Source organism: Planctomyces sp. SH-PL14 (assembly GCF_001610835.1).
GTDB lineage: Bacteria > Planctomycetota > Planctomycetia > Planctomycetales > Planctomycetaceae > Planctomyces_A.
On record NZ_CP011270.1, the window covers coordinates 7,139,480 to 7,165,670 of the forward strand.

A 26,191-nucleotide genomic window follows, 5' to 3' on the forward strand; every position below is an offset into this window, starting at 1 on the left:
GGGACAGCATCTGTTCCGGCGAAGAACATCTCACACGCCACCAGGATGAGACATACAATCCGGAGGGGTTGGGGCCCGGCCAAAGCTGGGACGAGGGGCAGATGCCGTCACCCGCGGACTTGTCAGCAAGATGAAGCACGTCCTTGCATTCGCATACTTTTTCCTTGTCTCATTCGCTGCCGCCGCGTTGGGGGCGCTGGCCACGACCCCTGAAATCGATGGGTGGTATCGTTCCCTGGTTCGCCCCCAATGGACGCCGCCCGATGCCGTGTTCGGCCCCGTGTGGACCGCTCTGTATTTGCTGATGGCGATCTCGGCCTGGCTGGTCTGGCGTGCGGCGGGCTTCCAACGAGCGGTTCTGCCGCTGGTCTGGTTTCATGTTCAACTGACGTTGAACGTCCTGTGGTCATGGATCTTCTTCCACCTTCATCAGCCGGGGTGGGCATTCGCGGAGATCCTCTGCTTGTGGGGAGCGATCGCGGTCACGATTTTTCAGTTCTTCCGGATACGGCAGCTCGCAGGCATGTTGATGCTGCCCTACCTGGCCTGGGTCTCTTTTGCCGCGGGCCTGAACTTCACGATCTGGCAGCTCAACCGCGGAGGTCTCTAGCGCCTGATGTGCACGATCGGCCACCGTCTTTTTCCGGTTATGGCCCGTTGTCTGGCGGAAGAGGGCACGACACGACCACATGGCCGATTTGCCGGCGAGTCCGTCCGTCACCTTACAGCTTCGGCGTCAGGACGAGTGCCCCTCCCCCCTTCCCACCGAAGGGAGGCGTGCCGACGAACACCAGATTGACGGCGTTATTCGTGAGCTTCCCCCGCAACTTCCATTGCGAGACGCCCTGTTTCTCCGAGCGTCGTGTCCTGATCAACTCGCCAGCACAATTCCGAGCTCAGCCAGCCGAGAGTTTTGCAGGACCCAGTTCTGTCGGTCTTTCGAGTCACCATTGACCAGCGTGCATTCCCGAAACACCTTCGTGCCGAGCGGCGTCAAAGTCGCCAGCCCCCGTGAGACGGACACGAACCCTTTCTTCCGAAGTGCTGCCAACGGGACCGGGTCAAGCAGCCTGGACTTCACACCAGTGAACGTCAGCTCCAGACGACGCATCAGTAAGCCTTCGTGGCAGTGGAAGACGACGGCCGTCTCCGATTCAACAGAACTCAGCATTTCCATCCTGGGGGTGCAATTTTCGGGGGGCACATCCTGACCACAACCGCGGGAATAGAACAGACCGCGACCCGTGTTCGCTCGAAAGTTCGCGACATTGAGAAGAACAGCACCGATGGCCCTTCCGGGCCTGTTTTGATCCAGATTGTGGCGACGGCGAGCCTCCGGGACGCCGGACCTGCGGAGGCCGCCGCCGGGGCATGTTGCAAGAGAGAAAACCCAACGGAGGAGCGGCGGCGCTGCGTAAGCCGGGCTCCTCGCGTTGGGCGTCGATGCTTTACTGGGTCAGCAGGACCGGCATGGCGTAGGCGAGATCACGGAAGGCCGCTTCCAGCTCGGCTGCGTTCTGCGCGAAATAGTGCCGGCCGCCGGTGATCGTCGCGATCTCGACCATCTCGTTCTGCTGAGCTCCCGGCAGAAAGGTGATGGTGTGGATGACGATTCCCCTCCCTCTCGCCGTGCGAGCCACTTCGACCGGATCCGATCCCTGGTTCCAGAGTCCATCGGTCATGAGGACGATGGTCTTCTTTGCCAGCGGCTTTGACGTGTCCTGCTCCAGCATCCGGAGGGCTTCGGTCAACCCGGCGGACATGTTCGTGGCGCCGAGCATCACATTCGACGCCCGGGCCTCGATCTTCTTCTTGAGGCCCTTCTTCTTTCCGTTGCCGTTCAGCAGCCCGTTGATGACGGTGTCGGTCAGCTCCAGGTCTCGGGCAGTCACCGCCGAGGTCACTTTTGTCAGAAGGTATTCGACCGAGTTCCGCGTGATCTCGGAGGACCAGGTGACGATGCCGACGCGAGGCTGGAAGTTCGCCCGGCCGATGATCTCGTCGAAGGCGTCCACCGCCTTCATCAGCGCGGCCCAGCGGCTCAGCGTCGCGTGGGGTGGCAATGTGATTCCCACCGGATAGCCGGGGATACCGGGCGGATACTTCCAGTCGACGCCCGACAGGTCGAAGGCCATTGAGTGCGACCGGTCGAGGGCCAGGATGATGTCCTGATCAAACTGCCGATGGTTCGGACGCTTCTCTTTTCCAGATGCGTCCACCTCCGCAGGCTGTCCGAGGAGCAGCGAACGACCGTCGATCGTCTGGCGGGTTCTGGCCTGGTGAGCCTCGAGAACTCGCAAGGCCGCCTGACCGAGCGGGGCTATCGCCTGGCGTTCGCCGAGCCGTGGTACGCGGGGGGCGGTGTGGCGTTCTTCTGGTGCGAACAGATGGTCTTCGAGCCGAGGCCCGTTTAGCAGGGAAGGGGGCGGGGGGGGCCCGAGTTTCCAGACTCAAGTCCGTTTTCCATCGATGGTGCGCAGGCACGACGTGTGCGTAAGTGGCGGTCGTGCCGCAAACGCCCACGAGTGACAGCCATGTATCACGACGAAATGCTCAGTTGCCCGTCGACCGGACCCCGGGGCGGCCTGATCCTGCTCGGGATCGAACTGCGGACCCTCTCGGAGATTGCGGACGGTCGGTTCACGCCGGGCTCAATCTCTCTGCCGGTGCGTGACGCTGTTGAACTGTTGGAGCGGTTCGGCCTGGTTGCCGAGCGAGGCGAACGGTACAAGGTGACCGACCGGGGGCACCGCCTGCTGGTCGCCGAGCCGACATATCGCACCGGCGGCTTCTATCGCTATGACCTGGCGGACCTCCTCGGCTGAGAATCGGCCAAAGGGGCATCCTCGGTAGCCCGCAGCGCCTCAGCGCTTGCACACCGTGCCAGCTCGGGCAGCTGGACCGTTCAGTCCTCCGCCTCGGGTTCGATCACACAGATGGCGTAATGCCGGCCGCCGTCCTGGATGAGCTTCATTGTGCACATCAGCCGCCTCGTCGGCGGACGTTGTCGCGACCACACCACGCCGGCGGTGATGGCGACCAGGAGCAGGACAGTGATAGCGGCGTGGCTCTTCCGCATCGGTCGGCTACCGCCTTGAGAGAGGGCTTGACACGGTTACCGATACCCCGTTTCTCTTCTCGAGGCAATTCGGGCCTCGGGGGATTCCTCAGCAGCACCCCGTCTACTCAACAGGTTGTTGTTGAGACCGAGCGGCTTTGAGCCGGTCGATTTCCTGTCGCAACCCGGTCACCTCCGTCGTGAGCTCCTCGACACGCCGCTGGACGGCGACGAGCTGCTCGTGCTGCTGCCGGTCCCAGCCGTCCTCGTGGACGACCCGCCATCCCTGGAATGCGAAGTACGTCAGGACGATCCCGTAGAAGATCAGTTCGGGCAGTCGGCTGGCTGAAGCGGGGCGGTCTTGCGACATTCGGTCAATCTCCCTTGTGCTGGCCGGGGGGAGGAGAGTTTCGGCTGCCGAGCGGCGAGGATCAACTACTCAACAGGAATCGGCTGGTGTGGCTTTGGCGCTGCGTCGGCCAGCTTCCGGACGGCTTCGAGTTCCACCCGGAGCTGCTCGACCTGCTTTTGAAGCTGCAGCGTCGTTTCCCGATCGCGCTGGCGTTCGGACAGGGCTTTGAGTGAGAAGCCGTTCAGGATGATGAAAAAGAAGCATCCCGCGAGCGCGCAGGCCGTGCTGAGGGGCAGGGCGCGGGACCGGTCGGTCGACATGGGCGAGGGCTGTGGAAAGGGGGGCGGCGGTGCGTGAGATTCGAAGGCCGGCAACCCGAATCACCTGCTCCGCAGTCTCGGCGGACTGGCTGTGTCCCGAAACTGCAGAGCCACCCAAAATCATTGCGGGCACGGTGGCTGTATCAAGGGGCATTCCGAGGGTGATTGCTCGCACGTTTGCACGCGTTTCCCGCCCCGACGGCGGCCGCCAAGCCGGATCAGAAGGAGTTCGAGGAGGAAGCGGAACGCCGGGTCACCGTCAGCAGCTCGGAGACCCGGAGGGAACCGATCTTCGGGATCGAGAAGGGGGATCGCCAACCGTGGAGCGTCAGGGATCGCAGTCGAGATCCCGCAGGCTATGCGAGGAGTCGGAGTGGCGGGCCTGGCCCGTTGAGGGGACGCCATGGGCCCGGAGTTGCGCCGCTTGCAGCGGCTGGCGCGCGAAGAACTCGGGAACCGGCGTGTCGGTTAGCGAGCGAGTGAGTGAGCTCGACGAGTTCAGCGAATCGAAGCGGAGCATCAGGGTCCGGACCGTCAACAGGCCGGTTGCCGCTATCGGGCAAGGGGTGACTGTTTGGGAGCGTCAGCGGCCGGGTCGGCTCGTTCGATCAGGCGGGGTGGTGAGGGCGTCGTTGCGAACCGCGGGGTCAAGTTTCATTGCTTCTATCAGTGCTTCCTCGTCGTACATGAGCGGCTTGTAGAGCCAGAGCTCGTCCAAGGTCTTCTGGTAGTCGGCCTCCGTGTCCGCGGCCAAGCGCTTCAGCGAATCGTTGCTGGCTCTGGCTGCCGTCAGCTGATGCTCTGCGGCCCATCGCATGCTCGCCTCGTTCAGCCAGCCGAGGGCCAGGACAACAGTCGCCACCAGAAGCCCGATGGTACTGAGTCGAGATTCTGGGCATGATCAACCGCCTTCGCGAGGGGGACGGGGTGACGTCGCATGATGGACGACGAGGCCGACAGTCCATCCCCCGATTCCACCGACGAAAAGCCCGAGGAACAGCGCGCCGATAAATGGGTTACCGCAAATCGGAGCGTCGGGGTTTTCAGCACGCATTCGTGCGGCCCAGCGAGCGGCGGAGACGGAGCTGGCGGTGCAGCCGCAAAGTATCCCCAGCAGCGAGAAGAGGCAGCCGAACTGCTCATGTCTCGGAAACGTCAGTGGCATGGGCTACCTCTGAGGCTGCGGGATGGCTCTTTTCCCCATCGATCGTATCACGGTGGTTCTGGCTGGAGGGAGGGGCACTGGTGTCGCGCGTCAGCCCGGTTTCTTGCCTCAAGGCAATTCTGGCCGCCAAGGCGCATCTGAAACAGACCAGGTGACGAGCGTGGCCCCGTTGGGCACCACTTGGACCATCGTCTCTTGTTAGCGCGCTACATCCGAATGCAGGCGAACTCCTCGTCGGATTACCGAAAAGGTGGCGGAATTCTGGCTCGTTCGGTGTGAGGGCGGTGTTAAAACAGCCGAACCTCTTTGATGCACCGATGAGCGAGGCTGCCATGCTTTTTGAGCGTTGGTCTCACGTCTTGGTTCTCGAAGTTGACCGTCCGTTGCTTCGTACGCTTCTCTTTTCGAGGTTCGTGCACCTCGGCTGGCTGACGGACGCGGAGCGAGGGGCAGGGGCGGGGGCCCGCGAGCGACGTCCGATCTGAGAACCGTTCAGCGGGTGTGTCTGGTGCGGGCGAGATTCTTGGCGGGACCGATGGGCTCGGTTCTGCGATGCGCTGTCGAAACGGAGAACGATGATCATGTACAGGTTCATGTTGAGCGAGGCCGAATGGGATTGGCTTGTCCGACTGCAATTCACGCCTCGTCGACTTGCTGCCACCCTTGAAGAGGTGGGATCGCTGGTCGTAGCGAATCTCCTCCGCTTGAAACTGGTGGAAGAGGTCGAGGGCTACCACCACCTGACGGAGCGAGGCACGCGGCTGATCGAGACTCCGCCTCGCCCCCTCCCGGACGGCAGCCGGATCGTGAAGCTGCAGTGGGTCAAGCCTCCGGCCGACTCGGCGTGAGATCGCAGAGGCGACCAGCAGCTGCGGCATTGCGGTCCCGGCTCCGGCTCAGGGCAGGGACGGAGGCCCAGCGTGTTGCCACAAGGCAATTCCGGCCCCGCCTGGGCTTCGGGCCGGTTCGGGATCTCGATCGTGGCGGATCCGGCGCTGCTCGCCCAACCGGTGGAGCTGAAGCTCCAGAGCGCGACCGCTAAGGAGTTGCTCTCGGCGATCGCCCACCAGGTCGGGGCTCAGGTCACGAAGAGCGGGGGCGTCTACCTCCTCGGCACCCTCCGGCCGGAAGACCGAGGGGCATTCGTGAAGCGGGTCCGCCGGCTGAGTGAGGCGCAGCTCCGGGAGGTCTGTCAGCAGATGCTGTCGGACGTGGGGCGAGTCTCGGCCTTCAAAGACGGGCTTGTGGTCGTCACCGATACGGTGGAAGTCCTCAACCGGGTCGCGGACCTGCTGGAGAGCGTCGAAGCGGCCGAGGCGGTGACGTGGGTCGTGCAAATGCACGTCGTGCAGCTCACCGACCGGGACATCCGGGATCTCGGCCTGGACACCGTGCCGGCCCTCGAAGTGGCGGCCGTTCTGGGCGATGCCTCCTCCGGCAAGCTGCTCTCCGTCGAGACCGACCTGACGGCCAGCCTGAAAAGCGTCCTTCAGTTCGCCAACGAGAAGGGCAGGGCGGGCGTCCTGGCGGAACCGCTGTTCCTGCTAGTCGACGGGGAAGAAGGGATTCTCAACCGCACCAGGCGTGTGCCGGTCGAGAACTCGGTTATTGACCCGCGATCCGGGGCGATCTCGCGGAACTACTCGTTCACGGAGGTCGGCTTGCAGTTTCGGCTGACCCTGCGGGAGCTGAACTGGAAGACGGCACGAGCGAACATCTTCATCAGCCTGGGCGACGTAGAGGCCCAAGGGGAGGAAGGGCGTCCGCCGATCACCCGGCAACAGGAGATGACGCTCTCGGCCGACATGACGGCCGGCGGGGTCTACCTGGTCGGAGCGCTGCGAGACGGGAACTCCGAGAGCTCACAGAAAGGCGGGCTCAAGTTGGGCGGCGTGAATCGAGCCCAACAGACGGAAACACTGGTGTTCGCGCGCGTCGCACGCGTAGCCGCACCAGTCTTCAGCGGACCGGAATCGGAAAGAGACCAAACCAGTGCGAGACGGGGGCAAGCAACCGTGGCAGCACCGGTCATTCCGGGGGCCGAACCGGCGTACGCAATGCGGGGGGCAGGGACGGGGAAGAGGAGCGAGCTAAGGGCTCAACGGACCTTCTCGATCACCGGGGGCTTCCACGAGTCATCGAGGATCGCCTCTTTCCCCCAGTAGGCGCGGATGTAGAGCGAGAACGTTCCATCCGGGGCCGGCAGCCAGTTCGACTCCTTGTCGCCACCGGGAGACTGGCCGCCGGCGTAGAGCGTGAGCGAGCCGTCGGGATTCAGCTTAAGCGTCTTGTTCTTCGTTCCCAGCGAGTACCGCTTCAGCTCGTTCGGATGGAACAGTTGCTTGTCGTTGTAGAGCGTGAGTGACCAGAAGACTTCCACCGCCGGAGTCTGTCCCTTAGCGAACGTGACCGAATACAGACCGCGGCCGTGGAGCGGAGCGCCGCTCGAGTCGTAGTCGGTGTAGAAGTACTGCGCCTCGTTCGGCTTGTTATCGAACATGTTCGACCGCGCCGTGCCGGTGCGGTTGAAGTAGTCGTAGCCCCACTTCGCATTGTTGGGCGAGCGGTTCCAGCCGTTCCCCGCGGGGCGGCCGTTGTACTTCGACTGGAAGAACGGAGTAATGACTTCCTTCTCCGTCTCCACCGCAACTTCGGTCAGGAGGGTCTTGATCTCAGGGTCCTTCGCGGCCGCGGCGAGGAGCGCCCGGAATTGGGCGTACATCGCCTCTTCCCCCGGCAGCGGCGGAACGGTCTCGAGCACTTCTGGGAACTGATCGAAAAACTTTTCGGGAATCACCCACTTAGTTGCGCGGCCCCCTTCGGACTTCGGTCCGGCGATCACCGGCGCCGATTTCCAATCGATCGTCTTCATCGTCCCGTCGAAGTCCTTGAGGGGATAGAAGACGACCTGATTGATCGCAGGCTGGATCGCGGCCCGGTCCTCCGCGGTGTCGTCCATGAAGATCCGCGGGATCGCATTGGCGAGCTTGGAAGGGCTGCGGAGGACCGCCTCGATCCCCTTCGGCTTGTCCCCTTTCCACTCCGGCCCGACCAGGAGATAGAAGCCGGGCTTCGACCCGTAGGGCTTTCCAAGTTCGCCGAACTGGTCGGTCCGGACGTCATAGAGGGCGTAGACCCAGAACCGGTCGCCGAAGTCGGGGACTTGGGCCACGACCGGCTCCTCGTCCAGTGAGAAGAAGCCTAGGCCGTAAACGACATCCTGGTTGGGGCAGGTGACAAATGTCTCCGAGGGCTCAATGTAGTCATGCAGCATGCCAATCTGACCGCGGGGAGCGGCGGGGAGAACGCCGTTGAGCAGTCCCGGTTGCGGGGCCTGGGTGATCTTCGCTCGCAGGTTGATCATATTGATCATCGGCCAGCCCCAGACATACGCCTGCCGAGCCACGGTCCGGACATACCCGACGGGCATCCGCACCCCGGCGGCTGGAAGCGTCACATCGGCCGGCGTTGCCGGCGACTGAACCTGTTGCGGGAACGCTTTCGATGCCGGCAACACGAGAAGTGCGAGGACACACGCATGAGTAATGGCCCTCATTGCGAATGCCTTCTGGTGAGATTTCGCGTCCGAGCGAGCCTTTGAAGGCGCCCAGGAACTCGGAAGAAGGGTCGTTCCAAGCTTAACCCCATGTGATGTGAGAGGAAACGGCCGCGACCGGTGGCTTCATGGGGCGGTCCATCGTTGCCCGTGCGATAAGAGCCGTCGGTCCGCGGATATCCTTTGGAGCTGACGACATCTAAAGACGTGATTCGGAGTGCTTCTGGCTCCGGGGTAAGCGGCCGGGGTCCCCTCTGGGGTGGCCGCGCCCCCCGGACCCGGGCCGCAGGCCGATCAAGATACGAAAAAACCGGCTCGGGAACTCATGCAGGCGGGCCAGCACTGCTTTCGCTCAACCGAAGCCGGTCAAACAGGTATTCTACGAACGACGAGAACGGGAAAAGGTGAAAGCGTGGTGGACGGTGAAGAGATCATCGGTGTTGCTCGTCGTTGCAGTCCTTGCCTTCGTCCTTGCCGTGTACTTCGTCCTCCGGGTGCTCTCATCATGGTCCCAGATTGCCCGCGAGGCGTGAGTCAGGTGGGGGAGAACCCCAGTGCGGCAGGTTGAAGGCCGGGCGGGAAAACCCCCTTCTTGATCTTCGCCTCGATCTCGGGCCCGTAGACATCCTGCAGGTCGGCCAGCTCGGCCGGCGTCAGCGAGGCGAGGAACTCCTCGGCGTACTTGATCCCGATCGCCTTGAGGATGGCCCGGCCCTGTGAAAAGTCCTTGATGAACCACAGGCGGTCCCGGCTCGCGAGCATGGCCGCTTCTTTCAGGTACTCCGCCAGGTAGGTCATGACGCCGGAGGCTTTAATCTTCCCGGTCTGCCAGATGTGCGACAGGGGATTCATGGCGTCCGGACCGCCGCGACCGCCGCCGGCTGCCCAGTGGATCGAGTTCGACCGGATCGGAAACGACAGCTCCAGAAGCGGCAGCCACTTCACCGCCGCCGCCGGGTGCTTCATGCAATACGCCTGGAACCGGCGGTTGATCCAGGCCAGGACGATCCGCTGGCGGACGAGGATGTCCGGCGTCTTGGTCTTCGGTTCGTCCTCGGCCGCCTCCTTTTCCGCCTGGGCCTGGGCGTCGTCGGTGATCTTCTTCCAGGCGGCGACATTGAAGGCAACCGGCTTCCCGTTGAGGTTCCGGATGTCGAGCTCCGTCCGGTGGGCCTCGTAGAGGGGCAGGGGCCTCGTTTTCTCGGGAGCATGGCAGGGCCGGCTGATGTCGTTGACGTACTTGGCCGCTTCCTCTTCCCAATCCTTGACCGTGATCGACTTCGAGGTGGTGAGGCAGTTGTAGAGCTGGGCCAGCTCTTTCGGGAGCTTCTCATGCACCTGGCTCAAGGCGGGAATGATCCGGGCGTGGGTCGGGTCGGCCAGTCCCTTCCGGAGCAGGAGCTGCCACTCTTCCGGCAGCTCCAGGAGCGCCAGCGATCGCGAGAGGGCCGCCTCGCCATAACCGAGGGCCGCGGCGGCCGCCTTCTGCTTTCCCTTTCCGGTCTGCATGTCGACCAGGGCCCGGAGCTCCGTCGCTTTCTCGATGGGGTTGAGGTCTTTCCGCTCGAGGTTCTCGATGATCCGGAGGGTGTGCTCCTGCTGGACGGTCATTCCCTTCGGGTAGGTCCGGCAGACGACCTCCTTCAATCCGGCCAGGCCGGCGGCGATCACCCGGCGGGTGCCGTAGATGATCGTCCCGTCATCCCGCACGGCCGGCTCCTGCAGGATGCCGTTGACCTTGATCGAGGCGGCAAGGGCCTTCGTGTCGGGATCGTTCTCGATGTCGAGCCGGGCATTGAGCTCGGACCGTTTCAGGTCGGAGAGCTTCCAGGCCTTGAGCGTGTACGTACCGGTAGCGCGGACCATGAGCGGGGTCTCCTGAGAGAGATTGAAGAGAGAGGGCCAAAGAGGTCCCGGCCGAAAGCGATGGCCGGGACGGTTCAGGAAGCGGGTCGTTACTCGGCCGAAGCCGGCGTCAGGTAGGGGAGATACCGCTCAAGGTGGGCCACCCGGCGGGAGAGGGTTTGTACCTGGGCGTTGGTCAGCACGACGCCGGCGAAGGCAATGAGCATGCCGAGGGCGAGCCAGGTCCATTTCTCGCGAAACATGGGGAACACTCCGTTCAAAAGGGGATGTGATGCATCCCGAGGGAATAGCCTGTCAGGAAGTCAAACAGGCGTTGGTCGTGCGAGTCGGGGTCGTGGGCGATCGCGGACGGCACCTGGCGGTCCTTGATCCGGATCAGCCAGACCCAGAAGTTGCCGACGCGCTCGGGCCGGATCTCGAAGCCGCAGCGATACGCCAGGTCGTCGAGGGCCGGGGCCAGCTCCGGCGGTTCGTCCGGATCCGGATCGGGCAGGGGGCAGAGCAGGGGATCCCAGCGGGGACCGTGGATCAGCCGGACGTTGCCGCAGGTGGGGCAGGTCTCCGTTTCGAGGGTCATGGAGTTCCGTTTCTTGACTCAAGTCAATTTCGCGGACAGGTTCCGGCCAACGAGCCGGCCAGCCGGGGCAGCGATCCATTGGGGAACCGCGTCGCTCGGCAGCCTGGGTGAAGGGGTCTCACCCCTTCTCCGCCGGAAGGCCCAGCGGAGCGACCCCGCATTCAAAACCCCGTCCGTCCGAGGGGCCTGCGGTGGATTCGTCGTAGGGCTCACCCGGGGGTTCCCTGCGACGAATTCACCGCTGAGCCCCCTCGGACACAAAAGAGCCGGCTGCATAGCCGACCCTGAGCGTCAGGGATCGCAGTGGAGACCCCGCAGGCTTTGCGGGGAGTCGGAACGGAGAGCCCGGCCCGTTGAGGGGACGCCATAGGCCCGGAGTCACGCAGCTTGCAGCGGCTGGCGCGCGAAGAACTCAGGAACCTGCGTATCGGTTAGCACGCGAACAACCTTCGGCAGCGTCTCGGCGCGCCGGGGCGGATCAGTACAAACCCGGACCGTGGAAAGTCCGGTCGCCGGAGTCGCGCAAGGGTGGACCGGGCGTCAGCCCGGATTCTTCCCTCGGATCGGCGTGGGCTATCCCCACCGCTTTCAGATTGCGAGCGCGGCCCGGGGAGTGGACAGTGGGGGCCGATGCCCTTGGGGTTTTACCGGGGCGGCTCAAAGGGTGCGGCAATGACTCTCCTGGTTTCGATCTACTGGCGTGACCGCGAGACAGGGCGGATGGAATCGTTGACTGACTGGAACGATGGGCACCATATGGCCGGACCGGAGGCGGCGCGAGAGTCGGTGTGGGGATCCGAGATTGTCCGTCGACAGGGGGCAACGTTCTTGCCGCAGCTAGCGAGTTCAAACCTGTGGGTTGCGCCGGATGAGCTCGACGCGTTTGAAGAGGAGGTGCGACACCTGCTCGCGAACGTTGACGAGTTGAGGCGGGAGCTGGGGCGCGGGCCAGAGTGCTTGCTCCCTCACTACCTCGGCAATTTCATCCGTGCTGCCGACGCAGCGCGGGCTCGGGGTGGTGGCGTCAGCATCGACTGAATGCTGATCCGCCTGCGTGGCAGGACGGGGGGGGCGGGAAAAGTTGCCTCAAGGCAATTTTGGCCCCGGGGGGGGTTCCTCAGTATCACCCCCCCATCTACTCCACAGGTTGCTGCTGAGTCTCAGGGGGTTTGAGCCGGTTGATTTCCCGCCGCAGCTCTTTGACCTCGACACGGAGTTCGTGGAGCTGCTCCTGCACTCCCCTCACGGTTTCGAAATCGCGATGTTCGCGGCCGACCTGTCCGAACCATCGCCAGGCCAGGAATGCGAAGTACGCCAGGGCTAGCCCGACCATAACCTCAAAGGGCGTCACCGGGATCACGGCGAGCGTTCCCAGGGCGAAGCCGTCGTGGTGAATCAACATGTTGAGGCCTTCGGGCGACACTGGCAGACTCTCGTGTGGATGGCCAAGCGGTGCAGGGAGTTTCGACAGTCCCGCAGCCCCGATCAACTACTCAACAGGATCGGCGGTCTGCTCGGGGCCCGGCGCGGCTCGCCGGCCCGAGAGCATTGCGCGCACAGTGTCCGAATCGAGCGTCTTCCCGGGGTTGAATGCGCGCACTTCTGCGCGCGTCCGCTGCGCAACGGCGGTCTCCAGGGCCGGCCACAACGGGATCAGAACGCACATCGCTCCGAGGGTGAAGCAGGCTTCGTGTGACAGTGTGTTGAGGCGTTCTGGAGACATTGGCGAAGGCCCTGGAGGATGAAGCTGGCCGGAAACCGGTCGCGGACGCTCCTGGGATGTCCCTCAGAGGCCCGTTTCGGTATTTTCCCGGAAATCCCCAGGAATTCCAGGATCTGGACTTAACATAACGGACATTGGCAACCGTTGTGTATCTGTAATGAAGTTGCAGGCTTTTTCTTTGGGGTAAGAGACGGGGGCGGAGCGAGTTAGCACCTCGCTCAACGCCCCCTTGTCCATCGGTGTGACCTTGGGAGTCGCCGATGAACGGACCTACCCCTATCCGCTCTGCGGATCGGCGTCAATCGTCGTTGGTGGCTTTGGTGCGCACCGCCCATGCTGTGGGGCGGAGTAGCTCAACAGTAAACGCACGGGGCGGTTGCGCTTTCGAGCCAGTGCGTGAGCATGGCCTTTCGTCATGTGCGCCGTCGGTAAGGACCGGAGGGGCTGGCACCCCCTCCGGTTCGACCTGGCATGAAGCCAGGGAAATTGCAGGGACGCGACCGCAGGATGCGGTTTATAAGACGGCGTAAATAGGGCGGGGGCTGGAGTCGTTACCGACGGCGAAAGCATACGAGGTTAGGAAGCCCCGGACCCCGCTTCTTATTGGCTTCACGAGCTACTTATTAGATTAACAGACGGAGTTGACAGGGATGATCCAGAAGCGCATGGAGTTGATGTGCATCTCAAAGCAGGAGCGCCCGGGGAAGGGTGAGGGAGCCGATCAGCGGTTCTATTATAACGGCACGTTCACCGGGTTCGGTTTCACCTGGGAACAGATGAAGCTGACGCAGGATCAGTTCAACAAGTTCCAGGCCGGCGGCACTTACGAGGTCGACGTTTCGCTGATCCCCTCCGTCGCCAAGTTCGAGGGCCGTTTCCGCCCCGAGGCGGTCTACAAAATCCAGCTCGGCGCGATCCGCGAGAAGTCGCCGCCGCCGGGGCCTGATCCCCGCCAGGAGCGCTCCGCAGCTCCGCCGGCTGATCGTCGTCCAGTGCCGGCCTCTGCCGGCCAGTAGCAGGGATGGGGACGGGGCGGCGGGTGTCTTTGGCGAGCGCCCGCCGTCCCACCTTCTGAGGGGTTTGGGCCGTGGAAATGCTCGATGTTCTGCACGAGTGCCTCAATATCTTGATGGCGGTTGCCAACCTCATCGCGTCTGTGGCGCTCTGCTGGGCGGTCGGGCAAATCGGCGCGCGTCAAACTCCGGTCCCTCATCAAATCTGCTCGAAGTGCGGCTCCTTCGTCCTGGACGAAGACGGAAGCCGCAAGCGTTTTAGCTGCTCCTGCAGGGCTCTCCGGTTTGAGGTCAAGCCCTGAGCCGCTTTCTCTGGTGCCTGTCCCTCTCCCTCCTCAGTGGCTTGCCCCTTCCCATGCTCAACATCTCCGTCTTTCAAGCGTTTATCGGGCTGTGTGCAGCCTTTGTCGTTGGCATCCTCTCGACGTCCGCGATGGCGGGCGTAGTTCTGCACCTGGTGACCTATGGTCAGCAATTCGGCGGGTTTAATAACGGTCGACACCGGCCCCAAGCCGCTCCACCCCGTCCTGTGGCTCGTCCGTCTCGGACAGTTGGACGACCACTCTCGGGAGTCCTTGCAGAGTGCGGTAGCGACCTGGGACCAGGGGAACCGGGCGGCCACGGTCGAATGGCTCCGCGAGCTTATGAGCCATATCCGGAGTCAGGTAACAACCACTGACAACCGCGAAGCGGCGCTAACAGCGCTGGGTGACATGGTCGAGCGCCTCGAAGTTGAGGCGCTCAAGGTCGAGCTGTTCTGGATCTGCGGGGTTCCTGCCGATGCTCACGTTCGCGGTACAGCTGCGAAATCGTCGACGCGCATCCGAGACGGGCAATTGCCCTTCAATGCTCTCCGGGTACGCGGGGGTCGACACGATGGAGCTGGCCGTCTTTTCTGACTTCGCCGATGGGCCGAACGAGCCGCCCTCGGACGAGTGCGTAGCTCGTCTGAATGCGTTCGGCTGGCTTTCTGAAACCGCTCGCGGTCTTCGTGAGGGGGGTGTTCAACAGACGACCGCGTTCTACGGCGAGGACCCCGTGACGGTCTATCGGACCGGCGGGACAGTCGGCCGGGGCCGGCGAGGCGGCTTCTACCCGTATCGGTTCACCTGGCGGGGCTGCGACTTCATGGCGGCACCGTTCGACAGGGCAGGGCACCGGGCGAATTTCACGATCCGCGTGGCCGCCACGTTCATGTTGTCGTTCGGGGGCCATCCTGGCCGCGCCTGGGAGGATCTCGAAGCGTTCCTCCGGCGGTTCTTCGGGGCCGTGGTGAAGCGCTGCTCCGTCTCCCGCGTCGACATTTTCGGGGACATGCCGGGAATCCCGGTCTCCCGGTTCGTGAACCTCTTCGAGCGGGGAATGTTCGTCCGCCGCACCCGCCGCGTGCGGAAGCGTGGGATGGTGGGAGCGGTCGAGGTCAGCCAGGACGAAGCGGAAGAGGTCCAGCTCGACGGGAAGGGTGCGGAGTGGTCAACCCTGCATCTGGGGCTGGGCGGCGTCCTGTCCTGCCGGTTCTATGACAAGTTGCTGGAGCTGGCCCGTCCGGAGATGTCCGGGAAGCGGGACATGATGAAAATCCAGCTCTGGAACGGCGTCGAACCTGACGAATTGACGCGCGTCGAATTCCAGCTCCGGAACGCAGCTCTCAAGAAACACGGTTCGTCCACGATTCAAAGTCTGTCCGCCAAGCTCCGTGGCCTGGCGGAATACCTCGTCACCCGGTGGTTGGTCGTCTGCGACTCCCTCGATCGCTCGCACACGAACCGCAAGGAAGTCCACCCCCTGTGGGAGAAGCTCCGCTCCACCTTCTCCGATCGGTTCTGTGTCGAGCCGACCCAGGACATTGACGACCTACTGCCGGACGATGTTCTGGCCGTCGGTCGTCAGGGCCTTGGGTGCCTGATGTCGTTCCTCGCCAAGTCGGGGGAGCCGCCGGCGCAGCCGTCGGACGTCTTCCCGCAGATGGTCGAGGTCCTCCGCTTCCTGTTTGAGCTTTATGGACCAGAACGAGCCTGGGAAGAAATCACCGATCGGTATGCGGACCATGTTGTCCGGCACCATGAGGTTCGCGAGGCGCTGTATAGGCGTCTCGATTCTCGCGCTCATCCTGGGGGCGTTCTGGGCGGAGTGCCTGATCGTCCTGACTTACACGGTCTTGGCGTTGCTCCTTTACCGGCAAGTGAGGCGTAGATGGGTCCAGAACCGACAGACCCGACTCTCTGGTGCACACGGTGGATCCTTGCAGCCTTCGCGGTCGCCTGGGTCTTCCACTTCGTCCTCTGGTACGGCTACGCCTGGTGGCGTTCCTTCCGTTCCGATGGGCTCGACGGAAAGCCTTAGCGGCTGATGTCGGGTGGTTACTGACGGCGTCCTCAACAGTGTCTCGGCGATCGGCGTTCGGATTCGTGCGACCCTGGCCGCCGCCGCCATCGTTCCGGCGCTCCTGTTCGGCTCGGCCCCCGCCGTTCCGACGGTGACCGCCGTCACGTCGACCATTTCGGCCGGCGTCTCCTCGGTTGCGAGCTACGCGGCTCCGGTCGCGATCGCGGCGGTCGTGGCCCTGAGCGCCGATTCGGCGTTCGCTCAGACCGACCCGCCGGAGGACGCTCCGGAGTTCGAAGACTTTCCGGTCTTCTTCGACTTCAAGTCCCTCGTGACGAAGTCGGTCGGCTTCATCGGGACGGTCGGTGTGATCGCCATCGGTGCGGTCGTCGGCTGGTCCATGATGAAGGGGATGCTGAATTACTTTCTCCGTCGCATGCGTGCTTGATCGGACCACCGATCCGCACGAACGCGCACGGCTGATGGAAGTTCAGGTGAACCGCCTGGCGATCAATGTTTACCTCCGGCAGGGGATACTCCCCCCGTCCGATCTCATGGAGTCCGCCTCACTGTGGCAGGGCTTCCTAGCGGACCAGATCCGGCAGAAACACCAGTTCACGCCAGGCGGTCGCCGCCGCCGCAACATGACGGATGCTCGCATTCGTGCGATCACCGAAAAGGAGTGGCGGGAGCGGTCCGGCCTCGGAGAAGTCACCCGTGAGAACGGGCGGCGTTACCGGGCCGGTCGCGGCGATCGGAAGACGAACATTCAGCGTGAGCGGTTCTTCGCTGACATCGCCGAGCATCTGACGCCACAGCGTCGGCTGCCGTCGATTGCTCGGGTCCGCGACTCTGAACAGTTGGAGGAACGAGGCTGGCGGCGTGAGCAGGACGACCCTGACGCGCCGGGCCTCCACTTCGTCTCGGATCGCTGGTAACTCGTAACGTGCTACCGGGCACGCCAGGCCCTCGCCGTACCTCCTCACGGCGGGGGCCTCTTTTGTTTGGAAAGGATTCCAATGCAAGCCTTTGAGGCCCAAATGGGCCAGGTTCTTCACCAGCTCGATCGGCTGCGCGAGCTGATGGAACCGATCGCCGACGTCTGCAACGGCGTCCGCGTCTTCGTTTACGCGGTCTTGTGCTTTGCCGTCTTCTTCGCCGGCCTGCTGGCCGTCCTGTGGGCTTTCTTCCCGGAAAGGTTTCGCCATGTTTTCCCCGCGCCGCCGGTTCCGCGTCCCGCTAACGCTCCGGCTCCTCCTTCGCCTCCTGCGTCGGATTGCCCCCCGCTCTCGTAACTCGTTCGGCCTGGTCGTCGCCGTCCTCCTCGTCCTGGGGAGCTGTAAATCGGCGCGCGCCGAATATCCGACCGATGTGAAGGTCTTCGTCCGCCTGGACGAGCTGCCTTCCGGGCAGATCTTCGATCAGGTCTCCGGGCAGCAATGCACCTGGCACGGAACCGACGCGGTTCAGGACGTCGGGGGCCGCGTCTTCAAGTCCATCGCGACCAGCACGGGCGGGGTCACGGTGCCCGCCGCGATCCTCGATATCGTTCGACCAGGCGGGTTCTGGAAGGGGCCGCACACGGTTCTTTGGTGGCAGTACGGTCCGGAAACGAATGTGAGCGGGGTCCTTGGTGCCGCGGGCTCCCCCGTCCAGTGGTATCCGTTCATGGCGCCGACGGATGGCGAGTGGTGGGATGACTACACCTACGTGCGCGGTCTCATGCTCCGCACGATGCGCCCTGACAATCAAACGCAGTGGGGCTACATGGTCCCGGACCCGAACAGCGTAACCCTGGGGGCGAGCTGGTCCCTCGTTGTGGTCCGGTGGGATCCGATCACGGGCGCGCAGAGTCTCAACAAGAGTGCGGCCAAATGGTCGCGATCGCAGCCGGTGAACGCGAACCAGCACGCGGGCGGTGGAGGGGGAGGATTCACCCTCGGTACTGCCGGGAGCTGGGCCGGGCCGGGGACGCGGTTGATTGGCTCGCTCGGGATCTTCGATCGCGTCGTCACCGATGCCGAGGTGACCGAGATCATCAACCTTGGGCCGGGCTTCATCCCCGACTATTGGGACGACGAGGACCCGGGGGAGGAGGAACCTGGCGGCGGGGGGCCGGAGTGGTCGCAGCTCGTGGCGGTGATCCAGGGGCAAACCGCCAAGCTCTCCGCGATTCAGGAAGCGGCCGAGGCCACCGAGCATCGTTTGACGGGGGTCTATTTCTACTTGATCGCGGCCGTGGAATGCCTGGTCGTCCTGGCGGGGTTCTACCTCTTCCGCATCGCGAAATTCTCGATGAACTCGAAGACGCCTTTCGCGATCGCGGCGGTGTTCCTGAGCCTGGCGGGCAGCTCGTTCGCCCAGGCTCCGGATCCGTGCCTGCTGTGGGAAAAGTGCATCGGGGCGAAGCTCAACGGCAATCACGCGTTGCCGGTCGGTCCGTTCGAGGTGACGTGCCTTGGGGCCTCCAGCTTTGAGGTCACGGGCGACCATGTCGCCTGCAACCTCCCGAATGAGCTGCGCGTGGTCCGGATCATCCTCCGCTATCACCCGACCGCGCAGGGCGAAGACAGGTCGCTTGACTGGATCGTCAAGGCGGCGACCGCCACGACGCACGGAAGCGCCTTCGACAGCAACGACGCTTATGGGGACACGAGGTACTACGGCCGGCCGGCGACCTCCCCGGCCGGGACACCGTGGCGGCAGTTGGCTCCGTTTTCGGTCGCGCCCTGCAAGGACTGCGGGCAGTGCGATATGTGCATCTATGCGGAGCTGTTCGAGCTGTACTCCGACAACGTCGATAACCCAGCCTGGCCGAAAGGGCGGGGGAGTCGAACGCAATACGGTCTTCACGGCAGCGGCGACTGCGTCGTGCCGGCCGGAAATGGGAACGGGGCTGGCGGCGATCCCGGCAGCGGCACCGGCGGCAATGGCGGCGGTACGCCGTTCCCCGGAGGGCCTGGCCAGGACGATGACGACGACGGGGTACCGAATGGACAGGATCCCGACCGGGACGGGGACGGGATTCCGAACGGCGACGATCCTGACCGCGACGGGGACGGGATCCCGAATCCCCAGGATCCGGAGCCGGACGGTCCGCCTGATGATGGGCCTGGCACGAATCCCGGCGACCCGGGGAACGACAATGATGATGACGGGGTGGACGATCCGGAGGACCCGGACGACGACAATGACGGGATTCCCGACGAGAACGACCCCAGCCAGTACGGGGGCTGCGTGCTTCCCAGCGGGGGCCTGGACACGGATTGCGACGGGATCGTCGACTCCGAGGACCCCTGCATCGCAACCATCAAGGACGACAGCGACTGCGACGACGTCCGAGATGTGGACGATGTCTGCCCGGAACACGATGACCTGCAGGACGGGGACAATGACGGGGTGCCCGATGGTTGCGATAACTGCCCCGCGTCTCCCAACCCCCAGCAGAAGAACTCCGACAACGATGAATTCGGGGACGCCTGCGACGACGACGACGACAACGACGGGAAGGATGACTCCGAGGACGACGACGACGATGGCGACGGGATCCCGGATGTCGACGAGGACCAGTGCCAGGAAGCCGAGGGGGAGGAGCAGGCCGCGCAATGCGGCTGCGCGCGGATCCTCGATTCGTTCTATTACCGGCTGTACTCGTTCCTGACGGGCGACCGGGCCGACGTGGGGGCAGGGTACCGGACCGGGGACGGGGACCCGGGGAGCGCCAACTACGTTCCCGGCGGCGAAGGTGGGATCTTTACGTACCTCTTCGACTCTCGCCGGAAAATCTCCTCTTGGGGCCAGCCGGCCAGCGGTGGGAACGGTGAGGATCCCCCCGAGGAGGAGCCAGGGGAGGGGACTCCAACGACCGACAAGAACCGGCTGCCGATTCCGTTCCTCGACCTGGACCGGCTCGCGGAGTTCGATAGTACGAACATGCCAGCGTTTGAATATAAGCCGATTGAGCTGGATTGGGACGAGGGCGTTTTCTACGGCGAGGAGAACGTCTTGGAGTGGGACTTCCTTGAGTTCGCCCACTTGATAAAGAACTGCGCCGCTATAGCCCTCATCTGGGGTTATGGGACCGCAATCATCTTCGCCTTCTTTAAGTCCGCTACCTGAAGGGGTTCGCTATGCGATACGTGTTGCTTTTGCTGTTCGTCCTTGCGGCGGTCCCGGCGATCGCTCAAGAGACGGGGGATCAGATCTTCAGCGGCGGGATCCCTGGGGAACCGCTGCGGCCGGAGACGGTCCCTCAGAAGCCCGAGCAGCAGGTCGGGTGGATCGACTGGGTGCTGGATCTCACGGGGTTCATCTGGAGCACCTTCCTGGAGCTGGTCGAGTGGTGCGTCTACGTGCCGGCCGAGTGGCTTCGGGACCTCGCCTTTTCGTGGTTCTGCTGGATCATGACGGGCGTCGGGGGCTACATCGAGGAAATCGTGCCGTTCGTGAACTGGCAGTCCAAGGCCAGCTCGACGAGCTACATCCGCGTCGGCATTGAGTGGATTGAGAAATCGTCCGGCTTCTTCGCCGAAATCTTCCCGTTTGGGCTGTGGATCAGTCTCACGACGATCTGGCTCGGCGTGGAGTCGGGCCTGGCTGTGGTTCGCTGGATCATCGCCCTTATTCCGAGTCTGTGAGATGGGATCTTGTACGCGCGTCGTTTCCGTTGGTCGCGAATCGACGCGCGTCGATTCCTACCGCCTGGCGTTCCGTCGCCTCGCTCGGGCGATTGCCGCCCGGCCGGAGTGGGCGGAATACCGTTTCCTGCTGCTCGATCGGCCTTCGGAGCGGTGGGGAAGGGTGTTTTCGGTCTGTGTGGTGGCTCCGCAGCCGTTCGCCGAGCTGCTCTCTTGCTGGGTCGCGCGGGAGGTCCGCCGCGATGCCGTTCGCATCATGGAAGGAAGGGTTAGCTGATGGCGTGGCGTCCGATCATGACGACGACGATCGGGGTGGCGGGATCCGGGAAGACGTATTCCCGGGTGTGCTACCTCGTCGACAAGTTCCTGCCGCACGAGGCGGGGAAGCTCTATACGAATCTCCCGCTGAAGCCGGCGGCGATCGCCGAATACTGCCGCAAGACGTTCGGTTCCGATCCGGCCGAGATCCTCAATCGGATCTACCTCATTCCGCCGGAGGTCCTGAAGAAGTGGGAGCAGGAGCAGGAGGGGCCGTGGGACTACTTCCCGCACCCGATCGCCGGGCACATCATCATCGACGAGGCCCACCGCTTCGTCTCGTCGCAGCACGAGAAGGAATGGGCTCGCAAGTGGCAAGTCTGGATCGGGGAGCTGCGGCACCTTCACGGCTCGATTGAGTTCATGACTCAGGCCGAAAACAAGCTGCCTCGGGAGTTCAAAGAAGAGTGCGAACGAAAGATCGTCATTGAGACCGACGAGAGCCGGCGTGACTCGTGGTTCAACATCGAGTGGCACTACTGGTACCAGTTGTGGGCCAAGCTCCGGGGCCGGTACGTCCCGATGACGATCGCCACCGAGATGAAAAACGTGGGATCGAAGAAGTTCGAAACCACCCTCGAAACCGCCTACGTCCGCCGCCCCGAGATCTTCGCTCTCTATGACTCCTTCTCTAATCCCAACCTCGGCGGCGAGGCGCTCGGCCGGCCGAAGATGGAATACGAGCGGATGACCTGGCCGCGATTCCTGCTGTGGTTCTTCCTGCAGAACCCGAAACAGATCATGTGGCGGTTCGGAGTGGTGACGTTCACGGTCTGGATGATCTTCGGCGGCTGGCAATGGATCTTTACGAGCTTCATGGCGGCGCTGAGCCCGAGCGAGAAGAAGCCGGCAGCGGCCGTCGCAAAGGCTCCGCTGATGAAGCCGTTCGATCCATCGAGAGGGCAGGGGAAGCCGAAGGATCCGGAACCGACTCCCGCACCTGGCTATGAGGAGTTTCTGGACGCGCGCCGGGCGGCGACTGCCATGCAGCAGGCCAGGTCGGCGGTCAGGAATTCCAGGGCCGTTCCCGACCAGGCGAAGGGGCCGGTGATCGACGAGCTGGAAGCCGCTCTCCAGCAGTATGAAGAGGCTTACAAGCGATCATCCGAAGTGGTCGGAATGGTCGGCGAGGAAATCATTCTGCGGGATGGATCCCGCTTCAAGAAAGGGGAGACGATTCCCGATGGCTTGCTCAAAGGTCGGTCCGTCACGTCGTTCGATCGCAAGACTCAGCTTTTTGTGCTGGATAACGGTGAGCACCTTAAGCTCGGGGGGCTGCCTAAATCCGCTACGGAGAATCTCGCCACCGCAGCCAAACCCAAGCGGGTACCAGTCAAAACCCGCGTTGTTTCCGAAGCTCTATCAGGAGTTGCAGATACCGGCCCCCAGGTCGATCGCAACGGCCCAGCAGGAGCGGGAGGACCTGGAGTGCCGGGGCCTTCAGTTCCGGTTCCTCTTGGCGTGGATCGCCGACAGGTGGGAAATCAACCTGATCACGGAGCCGGAGCTGCTGGAGCGGGAAGTGGAGCTGCACCTGCGAAAAGCGACCCTCCCTCAAATCCTGGCAGCGGTCTGTCGCCAATTGGGAGTTGAGGTCACCCGGTCCGGCGAGCTGTACGTGATCGGCGCGCTGAAGCCCTCCGACCGGGCCGCGATCGTTCGGCGGGTTCGCCGGCTGAAAGCGGCCGATCTCTCCAGTGTCCTGCGCCAGGTCCTCTCCGGAATCGGGGCCGTCCAGGTGTTCCCGGACGGTCTGTGCATCATCTCGGATACCGTGGAGGTCCTCGACCGGGTCGCCGCGATCATCGACCAGCTCGAGGCGGCCGAGTCCGTCACCTGGTGCGTCCAGCTCCATATCCTGCGGCTGTCCGACCGGGATATCCGGAACCTCGGCTTGGATGTCGTCCCGGCCCTCGACCTGGCTGCCACGCTCGGAGCTGCGTCCCAGGGGATCCCGGCCGGGCTGAATGTGAACCTGGGCGCGACCTTGAAGGGGCTGCTCGACGTCGCGAATGAGAAGTCCCGGACGATGATCGTCGCGGAACCGCTGATGCTCATTGTCGACGGCGACACGGGCACCTGGCAGCGATCTCGGCAAGTGCCGATCGAAAGCTCCGTGATCGACCCTCGCACCGGGGCCATCTCTCGGAGCTACGATTACCGGTCGGCGGGCCTGAACGTGACGGTCGACCTGCGGGAGTCGTCCTGGCGATCGGCGCGCGTCAATTTCAACGTTCAGCTTGGGGACGTGATCTCCGGCGGCGACGGATCCGGACCGCCAGTCATCGCCGATCAGTCGCTCAAGGTCTCGGCCGACGTCTACACCGGCGGTGTCTACCTGGTCGGGGCGCTCCGGGAGGGTACCGGGAACAAAGGTGCGGCCGGCGCACTCAAGTTCGGCGATCGCCAGTCGTCCGATTCGACTGAGGTTGTTGTCTTCGCTCGTGTCGCCCGGATTGGTGGATCCCTTCTTCCGGATCCAGCGACGGAGGGGCCGGAGCTGGGGGGGCCCCCGGCGCAGGCTCCGGACACGAATGTTCCGCAAGGGGGGCAGAATCATGTGCCGAGCCCTGCTGTCATGCCACTTCCGTCCGGTCCTATTCTTCCACCTGCAGAATCGCCTCCGGCAGCGGTCGAGAAGAATGTGAGTACGCCGACCGCTGGGCGTTGACATTCAAACCGCCCCATGGGGATCATACTTGCACCTGCAGCCGTGTTTGAACGGCGCTCGGAGCGCAGGCGAGTGAACGCCGACCCAATTACCGTCGCGCATGGTTGCGACGAGCTTTTCGCTCTCCAGAGGCGACTTCGGCGTGGCTGATCTCAGCAAGATTCTTGTGACGCCTCAACTGCCGACTCGGTCGAATCGACCTCCGGATTATGCGGCCGAAGCTCGGGCGCTGAATCTGCTGGCCTCTCACATGGCGGAGCGGCCGAACAACGTTCTGCAGAACCTCGTAGAGATCGTGCTCGACTTAGTGAATGCTGGGTCTGCCGGCATCAGCATTCTGGAAGGCCCGTTATTCCGATGGTTGGCGACGGCGGGTAAATTCAAATCGTTGCTGAATGCCACTCTTCCTCGCACCTTCAGTCCATGCGGTGTCGTTCTCGATACATCAGCCGCGCAGGTGATGCTGCGGCCGGCTCGTTGTTTCCCGTACATCGATGACCTCCCCAGTGCCGTCGAAGAAGTAGCACTGATTCCATTCCGACAGGGTGGGGAGATCGTAGGCACGGTCTGGGCGGTACATCACGAGTCGGAACTCAGATTCGACGAGGAAGATCTCAGACTGCTGCAGAGCGTGTCGTTCTTTGCGAGCGCCGGCTATCAACTCGTATGCGAGCGCCGGCAGGCTGAGGGCGTCGCAGAGCGGCTGCGAAAGGCCGATCAGGAGCTTCGCGTCAGCGAAGAACGGCTCCGGCTGGCATTGGATTCTGCGGAAATGGGAAGTTGGAATGTGGATGCGTCCAGCTCCACTTTCCGCAGCGATGCTCGAGCCAGAGCGATTTTCGGGGGCGACGTTGAGGGAAAGACGCTTCGGGACATCCTGCCTCGGGTTCATGCGGACGACGTCACGGAAGTCCGGGCCGCCGCAGAGCGCTTCAAGACGGGGAACCACAACGACGGTGTATCAATTGACGTACGGATTCTGCAGGAGGGTGAGGCAGCGCGATGGGTGTCCGTCCGCGGTCGCGTCAATGTTGAGGCTGGAAGCGGAGCGATCAGCAGCATCGATGGCACGATTTCGGATATCTCGGAACGGAAGGCTGTTGAGGATCGCCTGAGAGAGATCGCGGCGGAGCTCTCCACGGCTGATCGCCAAAAGGACGAGTTCTTGGCGATGCTCTCGCATGAGCTACGAAATCCACTGGCTCCGATTCGAAGTGCAGCGAGTCTGATTCGACTGGGTCAGGATCAGCCGGAAGTTCAGCTTGAAGCTGTCGATGTCATGGATCGACAGATCGACCACATGGTCCGGTTGGTCGATGATCTTCTCGACGTGAGCCGGGTCAGGACTGGCAAGATCGAACTACGAAAGGCGCGAGTGCCGCTGACGGGCATCGTCAGTGAAGCAGTCGAAAGGGTTCGTCCGCTGTTTGATGAGCTGGGCCACTTCTTCGAGGCTGACCTTCCAGCCGAACCGATTTTCGTGATGGCGGACGCGCAGCGAATTTCCCAGGTGGTCAGCAACCTTCTGAGCAACGCGGCCAAATACAGCGAGCGGGGGGCAGAGATCCGGCTCCGCGTCGTTCCTGTGCCGAACGCTGTCCGGATTTCCGTGAGCGACACGGGAATCGGGATCGCCGAAGAGATGCTCGCGAAGGTGTTCGAGCTGTTTGCCCAAGTAGACCAGACTCTGGAGCGGACGGGCGGGGGGCTTGGAATCGGTCTTTCCCTGGTTCGCAGCCTGGTCGAGCTACACCACGGAACAGTTGAAGTTCGCAGCGATGGCATTGGCCACGGAAGCGAATTCACTGTCATCCTGCCTGCGGAGAGTGCGGGGGGATCCGCGGCCCTGCCGACCGCCGAAGTGCCCGGGAAGGGCCTGATCCCTCGCAAGATTCTGCTTGTTGACGACAACCGGGACAGCGCGATTTCGTTGGCAATGATTCTGAAGCTGCAGGGGCACAGTACGACGTTGGCGCACGATGGTCGGGCCGCAGTTGCCATGGCCGAGCAGGTTCGGCCAGAAGTGATGCTGGTTGACATCGGTCTGCCGGGCTTGAACGGCTACGAAGTCGCCCGTGCTGTCCGGGGCAAACCGTGGGGCCCCGGGGTGACCTTGATTGCACTTACCGGATGGGGCAGGGACGAGGATCGGGCCGAATCCGCGGCAGCCGGGTTCGATTCGCACCTTGTCAAACCGCTGTCGTATCCGCAGCTCAATCGCATCCTCTGCGGCATTGCATGAGAAACGTCCTTCTTTGGTGCGGAACGCTGATGAACGACGCGAGTCGCGAATGTTTCGCCGATACTGGCGATCGCAACAGAATGGGCTAGCCAGCGGCGCAACGTTTGCCATTCCCTGTTGTCATACATCATGTGTCGTTTCACGCGGGGAATCGCTTCATGCCAAAAACTACCACGACGGTCGGCACGGTTGTCGGCGCGTTCGAGACTGAGTTAGAGGCGCAAGCGGCCGTGAAAGCCCTTCAATGTGCCGGTTTTAGCGAAGAAGAGATTGTGTTCGTGGCGCCGAGTTCGGAATCCGGTTTTTTTGGTGTCAGGACCGGTACGAAGGTCGGGGATAATGTCGTTGTCGGCCTATTGGTGGGAGGA

At 63.3% G+C, this 26,191-nt stretch carries 26 protein-coding genes; 15 read left to right on the plus strand and 11 right to left on the minus strand.

Annotated elements, in window-relative coordinates:
- The first annotated feature begins 130 nt into the window (after positions 1-130).
- Positions 131-610, plus strand: coding sequence for a TspO/MBR family protein (locus VT03_RS27465; RefSeq protein WP_075095963.1), 480 nt, complete (start codon positions 131-133; stop codon positions 608-610).
- Between the two features lie 261 nt (positions 611-871).
- On the opposite strand, the gene VT03_RS27470 is transcribed toward VT03_RS27465, so the two are convergent.
- Positions 872-1,177, minus strand: a complete 306-nt coding sequence (locus VT03_RS27470; protein ID WP_075095964.1) for a hypothetical protein — start codon at positions 1,175-1,177, stop codon at positions 872-874.
- A gap of 271 nt (positions 1,178-1,448) precedes the next feature.
- Positions 1,449-2,219 (minus strand): vWA domain-containing protein, encoded by a 771-nt coding sequence (locus VT03_RS27475; protein WP_156514793.1) that lies wholly within the window; start codon positions 2,217-2,219, stop codon positions 1,449-1,451.
- A 60-nt stretch (positions 2,220-2,279) separates the two neighbouring features.
- On the opposite strand from VT03_RS27475, the gene VT03_RS35025 reads away from it, so the two are divergent.
- A complete protein-coding gene (locus tag VT03_RS35025; protein WP_255378448.1) occupies positions 2,280-2,414 on the plus strand; it encodes a hypothetical protein in 135 nt (44 codons plus the stop codon).
- Between the two features lie 120 nt (positions 2,415-2,534).
- On the plus strand, positions 2,535-2,825 hold the full coding sequence (locus VT03_RS27485) for a hypothetical protein (RefSeq protein ID WP_075095967.1): 291 nt from the start codon (positions 2,535-2,537) through the stop codon (positions 2,823-2,825).
- A gap of 80 nt (positions 2,826-2,905) precedes the next feature.
- Here VT03_RS27485 and VT03_RS33820 read toward each other — a convergent pair whose 3' ends face one another.
- The gene (locus VT03_RS33820) at positions 2,906-3,079 is read right to left on the minus strand and encodes a hypothetical protein (protein ID WP_156514794.1); all 174 of its coding nucleotides are present in this window, start codon (positions 3,077-3,079) and stop codon (positions 2,906-2,908) included.
- Positions 3,080-3,182: 103 nt separating this feature from the next.
- Positions 3,183-3,428, minus strand: a complete 246-nt coding sequence (locus tag VT03_RS27490) for a hypothetical protein (RefSeq protein WP_075095968.1) — start codon at positions 3,426-3,428, stop codon at positions 3,183-3,185.
- An 86-nt stretch (positions 3,429-3,514) separates the two neighbouring features.
- Between VT03_RS27490 and VT03_RS35030 the strand changes: the two genes are divergently transcribed.
- On the plus strand, positions 3,515-3,643 hold the full coding sequence (locus VT03_RS35030) for a hypothetical protein (protein ID WP_255378449.1): 129 nt from the start codon (positions 3,515-3,517) through the stop codon (positions 3,641-3,643).
- 670 nt (positions 3,644-4,313) lie between these two features.
- Here VT03_RS35030 and VT03_RS27505 read toward each other — a convergent pair.
- Positions 4,314-4,547 (minus strand): hypothetical protein, encoded by a 234-nt coding sequence (locus VT03_RS27505; protein ID WP_156514795.1) that lies wholly within the window; start codon positions 4,545-4,547, stop codon positions 4,314-4,316.
- Between the two features lie 929 nt (positions 4,548-5,476).
- Between VT03_RS27505 and VT03_RS27515 the strand changes: the two genes are divergently transcribed.
- Together VT03_RS27515 and VT03_RS27520 are read left to right on the plus strand one after the other, a co-directional pair.
- Entirely contained in the window at positions 5,477-5,743 is a 267-nt protein-coding gene (locus VT03_RS27515; RefSeq protein WP_156514796.1) for a hypothetical protein, read from the plus strand.
- Positions 5,744-5,815: 72 nt separating this feature from the next.
- Entirely contained in the window at positions 5,816-7,060 is a 1,245-nt protein-coding gene (locus VT03_RS27520; protein ID WP_075095974.1) for a hypothetical protein, read from the plus strand.
- Here the strand turns inward: VT03_RS27520 and VT03_RS27525 are convergent.
- The 5 genes from VT03_RS27525 to VT03_RS27545 form a co-directional block, all read right to left on the minus strand.
- On the minus strand, positions 6,994-8,451 hold the full coding sequence (locus tag VT03_RS27525) for a DUF1254 domain-containing protein (RefSeq protein WP_156514797.1): 1,458 nt from the start codon (positions 8,449-8,451) through the stop codon (positions 6,994-6,996). The two genes, VT03_RS27520 and VT03_RS27525, sit on opposite strands and share 67 nt — an antisense overlap.
- Before the next feature lie 534 nt (positions 8,452-8,985).
- Positions 8,986-10,317, minus strand: coding sequence for a ParB/RepB/Spo0J family partition protein (locus VT03_RS27530; protein WP_075095976.1), 1,332 nt, complete (start codon positions 10,315-10,317; stop codon positions 8,986-8,988).
- Between the two features lie 89 nt (positions 10,318-10,406).
- Positions 10,407-10,559, minus strand: a complete 153-nt coding sequence (locus VT03_RS33825) for a hypothetical protein (RefSeq protein ID WP_156514798.1) — start codon at positions 10,557-10,559, stop codon at positions 10,407-10,409.
- 14 nt (positions 10,560-10,573) lie between these two features.
- Positions 10,574-10,894: a hypothetical protein gene (locus tag VT03_RS27535; protein ID WP_075095977.1), complete on the minus strand. Its 321-nt coding sequence runs from the start codon at positions 10,892-10,894 to the stop codon at positions 10,574-10,576.
- A gap of 1,135 nt (positions 10,895-12,029) precedes the next feature.
- Positions 12,030-12,296 (minus strand): hypothetical protein, encoded by a 267-nt coding sequence (locus VT03_RS27545; protein ID WP_075095978.1) that lies wholly within the window; start codon positions 12,294-12,296, stop codon positions 12,030-12,032.
- 971 nt (positions 12,297-13,267) lie between these two features.
- Between VT03_RS27545 and VT03_RS27550 the strand changes: the two genes are divergently transcribed.
- The 3 genes from VT03_RS27550 (at position 13,268) to VT03_RS27570 (ending at position 16,403) form a co-directional block, all read left to right on the plus strand.
- A complete protein-coding gene (locus tag VT03_RS27550; RefSeq protein ID WP_075095979.1) occupies positions 13,268-13,633 on the plus strand; it encodes a hypothetical protein in 366 nt (121 codons plus the stop codon).
- Positions 13,634-14,476: 843 nt separating this feature from the next.
- Complete coding sequence (locus VT03_RS27565; RefSeq protein ID WP_075095982.1) at positions 14,477-15,823, plus strand: hypothetical protein; 1,347 nt, start codon at positions 14,477-14,479, stop codon at positions 15,821-15,823.
- A 163-nt stretch (positions 15,824-15,986) separates the two neighbouring features.
- On the plus strand, positions 15,987-16,403 hold the full coding sequence (locus VT03_RS27570) for a hypothetical protein (protein WP_075095983.1): 417 nt from the start codon (positions 15,987-15,989) through the stop codon (positions 16,401-16,403).
- 136 nt (positions 16,404-16,539) lie between these two features.
- Here the strand turns inward: VT03_RS27570 and VT03_RS33830 are convergent, their stop codons facing one another.
- Positions 16,540-17,163 carry a hypothetical protein gene (locus VT03_RS33830; protein ID WP_156514799.1) on the minus strand — a complete coding sequence of 208 codons (624 nt, stop codon included), beginning with the start codon at positions 17,161-17,163 and terminating at the stop codon, positions 16,540-16,542.
- Between VT03_RS33830 and VT03_RS27585 the strand changes: the two genes are divergently transcribed.
- The 6 genes from VT03_RS27585 to VT03_RS27610 all read left to right on the plus strand — a co-directional run bounded on the left by VT03_RS27585 (position 17,162) and on the right by VT03_RS27610 (position 25,823).
- A complete protein-coding gene (locus tag VT03_RS27585) occupies positions 17,162-20,074 on the plus strand; it encodes a thrombospondin type 3 repeat-containing protein (protein ID WP_156514800.1) in 2,913 nt (970 codons plus the stop codon). The two genes, VT03_RS33830 and VT03_RS27585, sit on opposite strands and share 2 nt — an antisense overlap.
- An 11-nt stretch (positions 20,075-20,085) precedes the next feature.
- The gene (locus VT03_RS27590) at positions 20,086-20,592 is read left to right on the plus strand and encodes a hypothetical protein (RefSeq protein ID WP_156514801.1); all 507 of its coding nucleotides are present in this window, start codon (positions 20,086-20,088) and stop codon (positions 20,590-20,592) included.
- A gap of 1 nt (position 20,593) precedes the next feature.
- Complete coding sequence (locus VT03_RS27595; protein ID WP_075095988.1) at positions 20,594-20,869, plus strand: hypothetical protein; 276 nt, start codon at positions 20,594-20,596, stop codon at positions 20,867-20,869.
- On the plus strand, positions 20,869-22,503 hold the full coding sequence (locus VT03_RS27600; RefSeq protein WP_075095989.1) for a zonular occludens toxin domain-containing protein: 1,635 nt from the start codon (positions 20,869-20,871) through the stop codon (positions 22,501-22,503). The genes VT03_RS27595 and VT03_RS27600 overlap by 1 nt, the downstream gene beginning before the upstream one ends.
- Before the next feature lie 25 nt (positions 22,504-22,528).
- Positions 22,529-23,581, plus strand: a complete 1,053-nt coding sequence (locus VT03_RS27605) for a hypothetical protein (protein ID WP_156514802.1) — start codon at positions 22,529-22,531, stop codon at positions 23,579-23,581.
- A 100-nt stretch (positions 23,582-23,681) separates the two neighbouring features.
- The gene (locus VT03_RS27610; RefSeq protein ID WP_075095991.1) at positions 23,682-25,823 is read left to right on the plus strand and encodes an ATP-binding protein; all 2,142 of its coding nucleotides are present in this window, start codon (positions 23,682-23,684) and stop codon (positions 25,821-25,823) included.
- Positions 25,824-26,191: the final 368 nt, after the last annotated feature.

What these genes read in the sequence shown, in the direction of transcription:
- VT03_RS27465 (WP_075095963.1), top strand. Translation starts at nt 131, where the DNA reads ATGAAGCACGTCCTTGCATTCGCATACTTTTTCCTTGTCTCATTCGCT.
- VT03_RS27470 (WP_075095964.1), bottom strand. Translation starts at nt 1,177, where the DNA reads ATGGAAATGCTGAGTTCTGTTGAATCGGAGACGGCCGTCGTCTTCCAC.
- VT03_RS27485 (WP_075095967.1), top strand. Translation starts at nt 2,535, where the DNA reads ATGTATCACGACGAAATGCTCAGTTGCCCGTCGACCGGACCCCGGGGC.
- VT03_RS33820 (WP_156514794.1), bottom strand. Translation starts at nt 3,079, where the DNA reads ATGCGGAAGAGCCACGCCGCTATCACTGTCCTGCTCCTGGTCGCCATC.
- VT03_RS27490 (WP_075095968.1), bottom strand. Translation starts at nt 3,428, where the DNA reads ATGTCGCAAGACCGCCCCGCTTCAGCCAGCCGACTGCCCGAACTGATC.
- VT03_RS27505 (WP_156514795.1), bottom strand. Translation starts at nt 4,547, where the DNA reads ATGCGATGGGCCGCAGAGCATCAGCTGACGGCAGCCAGAGCCAGCAAC.
- VT03_RS27515 (WP_156514796.1), top strand. Translation starts at nt 5,477, where the DNA reads ATGTACAGGTTCATGTTGAGCGAGGCCGAATGGGATTGGCTTGTCCGA.
- VT03_RS27525 (WP_156514797.1), bottom strand. Translation starts at nt 8,451, where the DNA reads ATGAGGGCCATTACTCATGCGTGTGTCCTCGCACTTCTCGTGTTGCCG.
- VT03_RS27530 (WP_075095976.1), bottom strand. Translation starts at nt 10,317, where the DNA reads ATGGTCCGCGCTACCGGTACGTACACGCTCAAGGCCTGGAAGCTCTCC.
- VT03_RS33825 (WP_156514798.1), bottom strand. Translation starts at nt 10,559, where the DNA reads ATGTTTCGCGAGAAATGGACCTGGCTCGCCCTCGGCATGCTCATTGCC.
- VT03_RS27535 (WP_075095977.1), bottom strand. Translation starts at nt 10,894, where the DNA reads ATGACCCTCGAAACGGAGACCTGCCCCACCTGCGGCAACGTCCGGCTG.
- VT03_RS27545 (WP_075095978.1), bottom strand. Translation starts at nt 12,296, where the DNA reads ATGTTGATTCACCACGACGGCTTCGCCCTGGGAACGCTCGCCGTGATC.
- VT03_RS27550 (WP_075095979.1), top strand. Translation starts at nt 13,268, where the DNA reads ATGATCCAGAAGCGCATGGAGTTGATGTGCATCTCAAAGCAGGAGCGC.
- VT03_RS27565 (WP_075095982.1), top strand. Translation starts at nt 14,477, where the DNA reads ATGCTCTCCGGGTACGCGGGGGTCGACACGATGGAGCTGGCCGTCTTT.
- VT03_RS27585 (WP_156514800.1), top strand. Translation starts at nt 17,162, where the DNA reads ATGTTTTCCCCGCGCCGCCGGTTCCGCGTCCCGCTAACGCTCCGGCTC.
- VT03_RS33830 (WP_156514799.1), bottom strand. Translation starts at nt 17,163, where the DNA reads ATGGCGAAACCTTTCCGGGAAGAAAGCCCACAGGACGGCCAGCAGGCC.
- VT03_RS27590 (WP_156514801.1), top strand. Translation starts at nt 20,086, where the DNA reads ATGCGATACGTGTTGCTTTTGCTGTTCGTCCTTGCGGCGGTCCCGGCG.
- VT03_RS27595 (WP_075095988.1), top strand. Translation starts at nt 20,594, where the DNA reads ATGGGATCTTGTACGCGCGTCGTTTCCGTTGGTCGCGAATCGACGCGC.
- VT03_RS27600 (WP_075095989.1), top strand. Translation starts at nt 20,869, where the DNA reads ATGGCGTGGCGTCCGATCATGACGACGACGATCGGGGTGGCGGGATCC.
- VT03_RS27610 (WP_075095991.1), top strand. Translation starts at nt 23,682, where the DNA reads ATGGTTGCGACGAGCTTTTCGCTCTCCAGAGGCGACTTCGGCGTGGCT.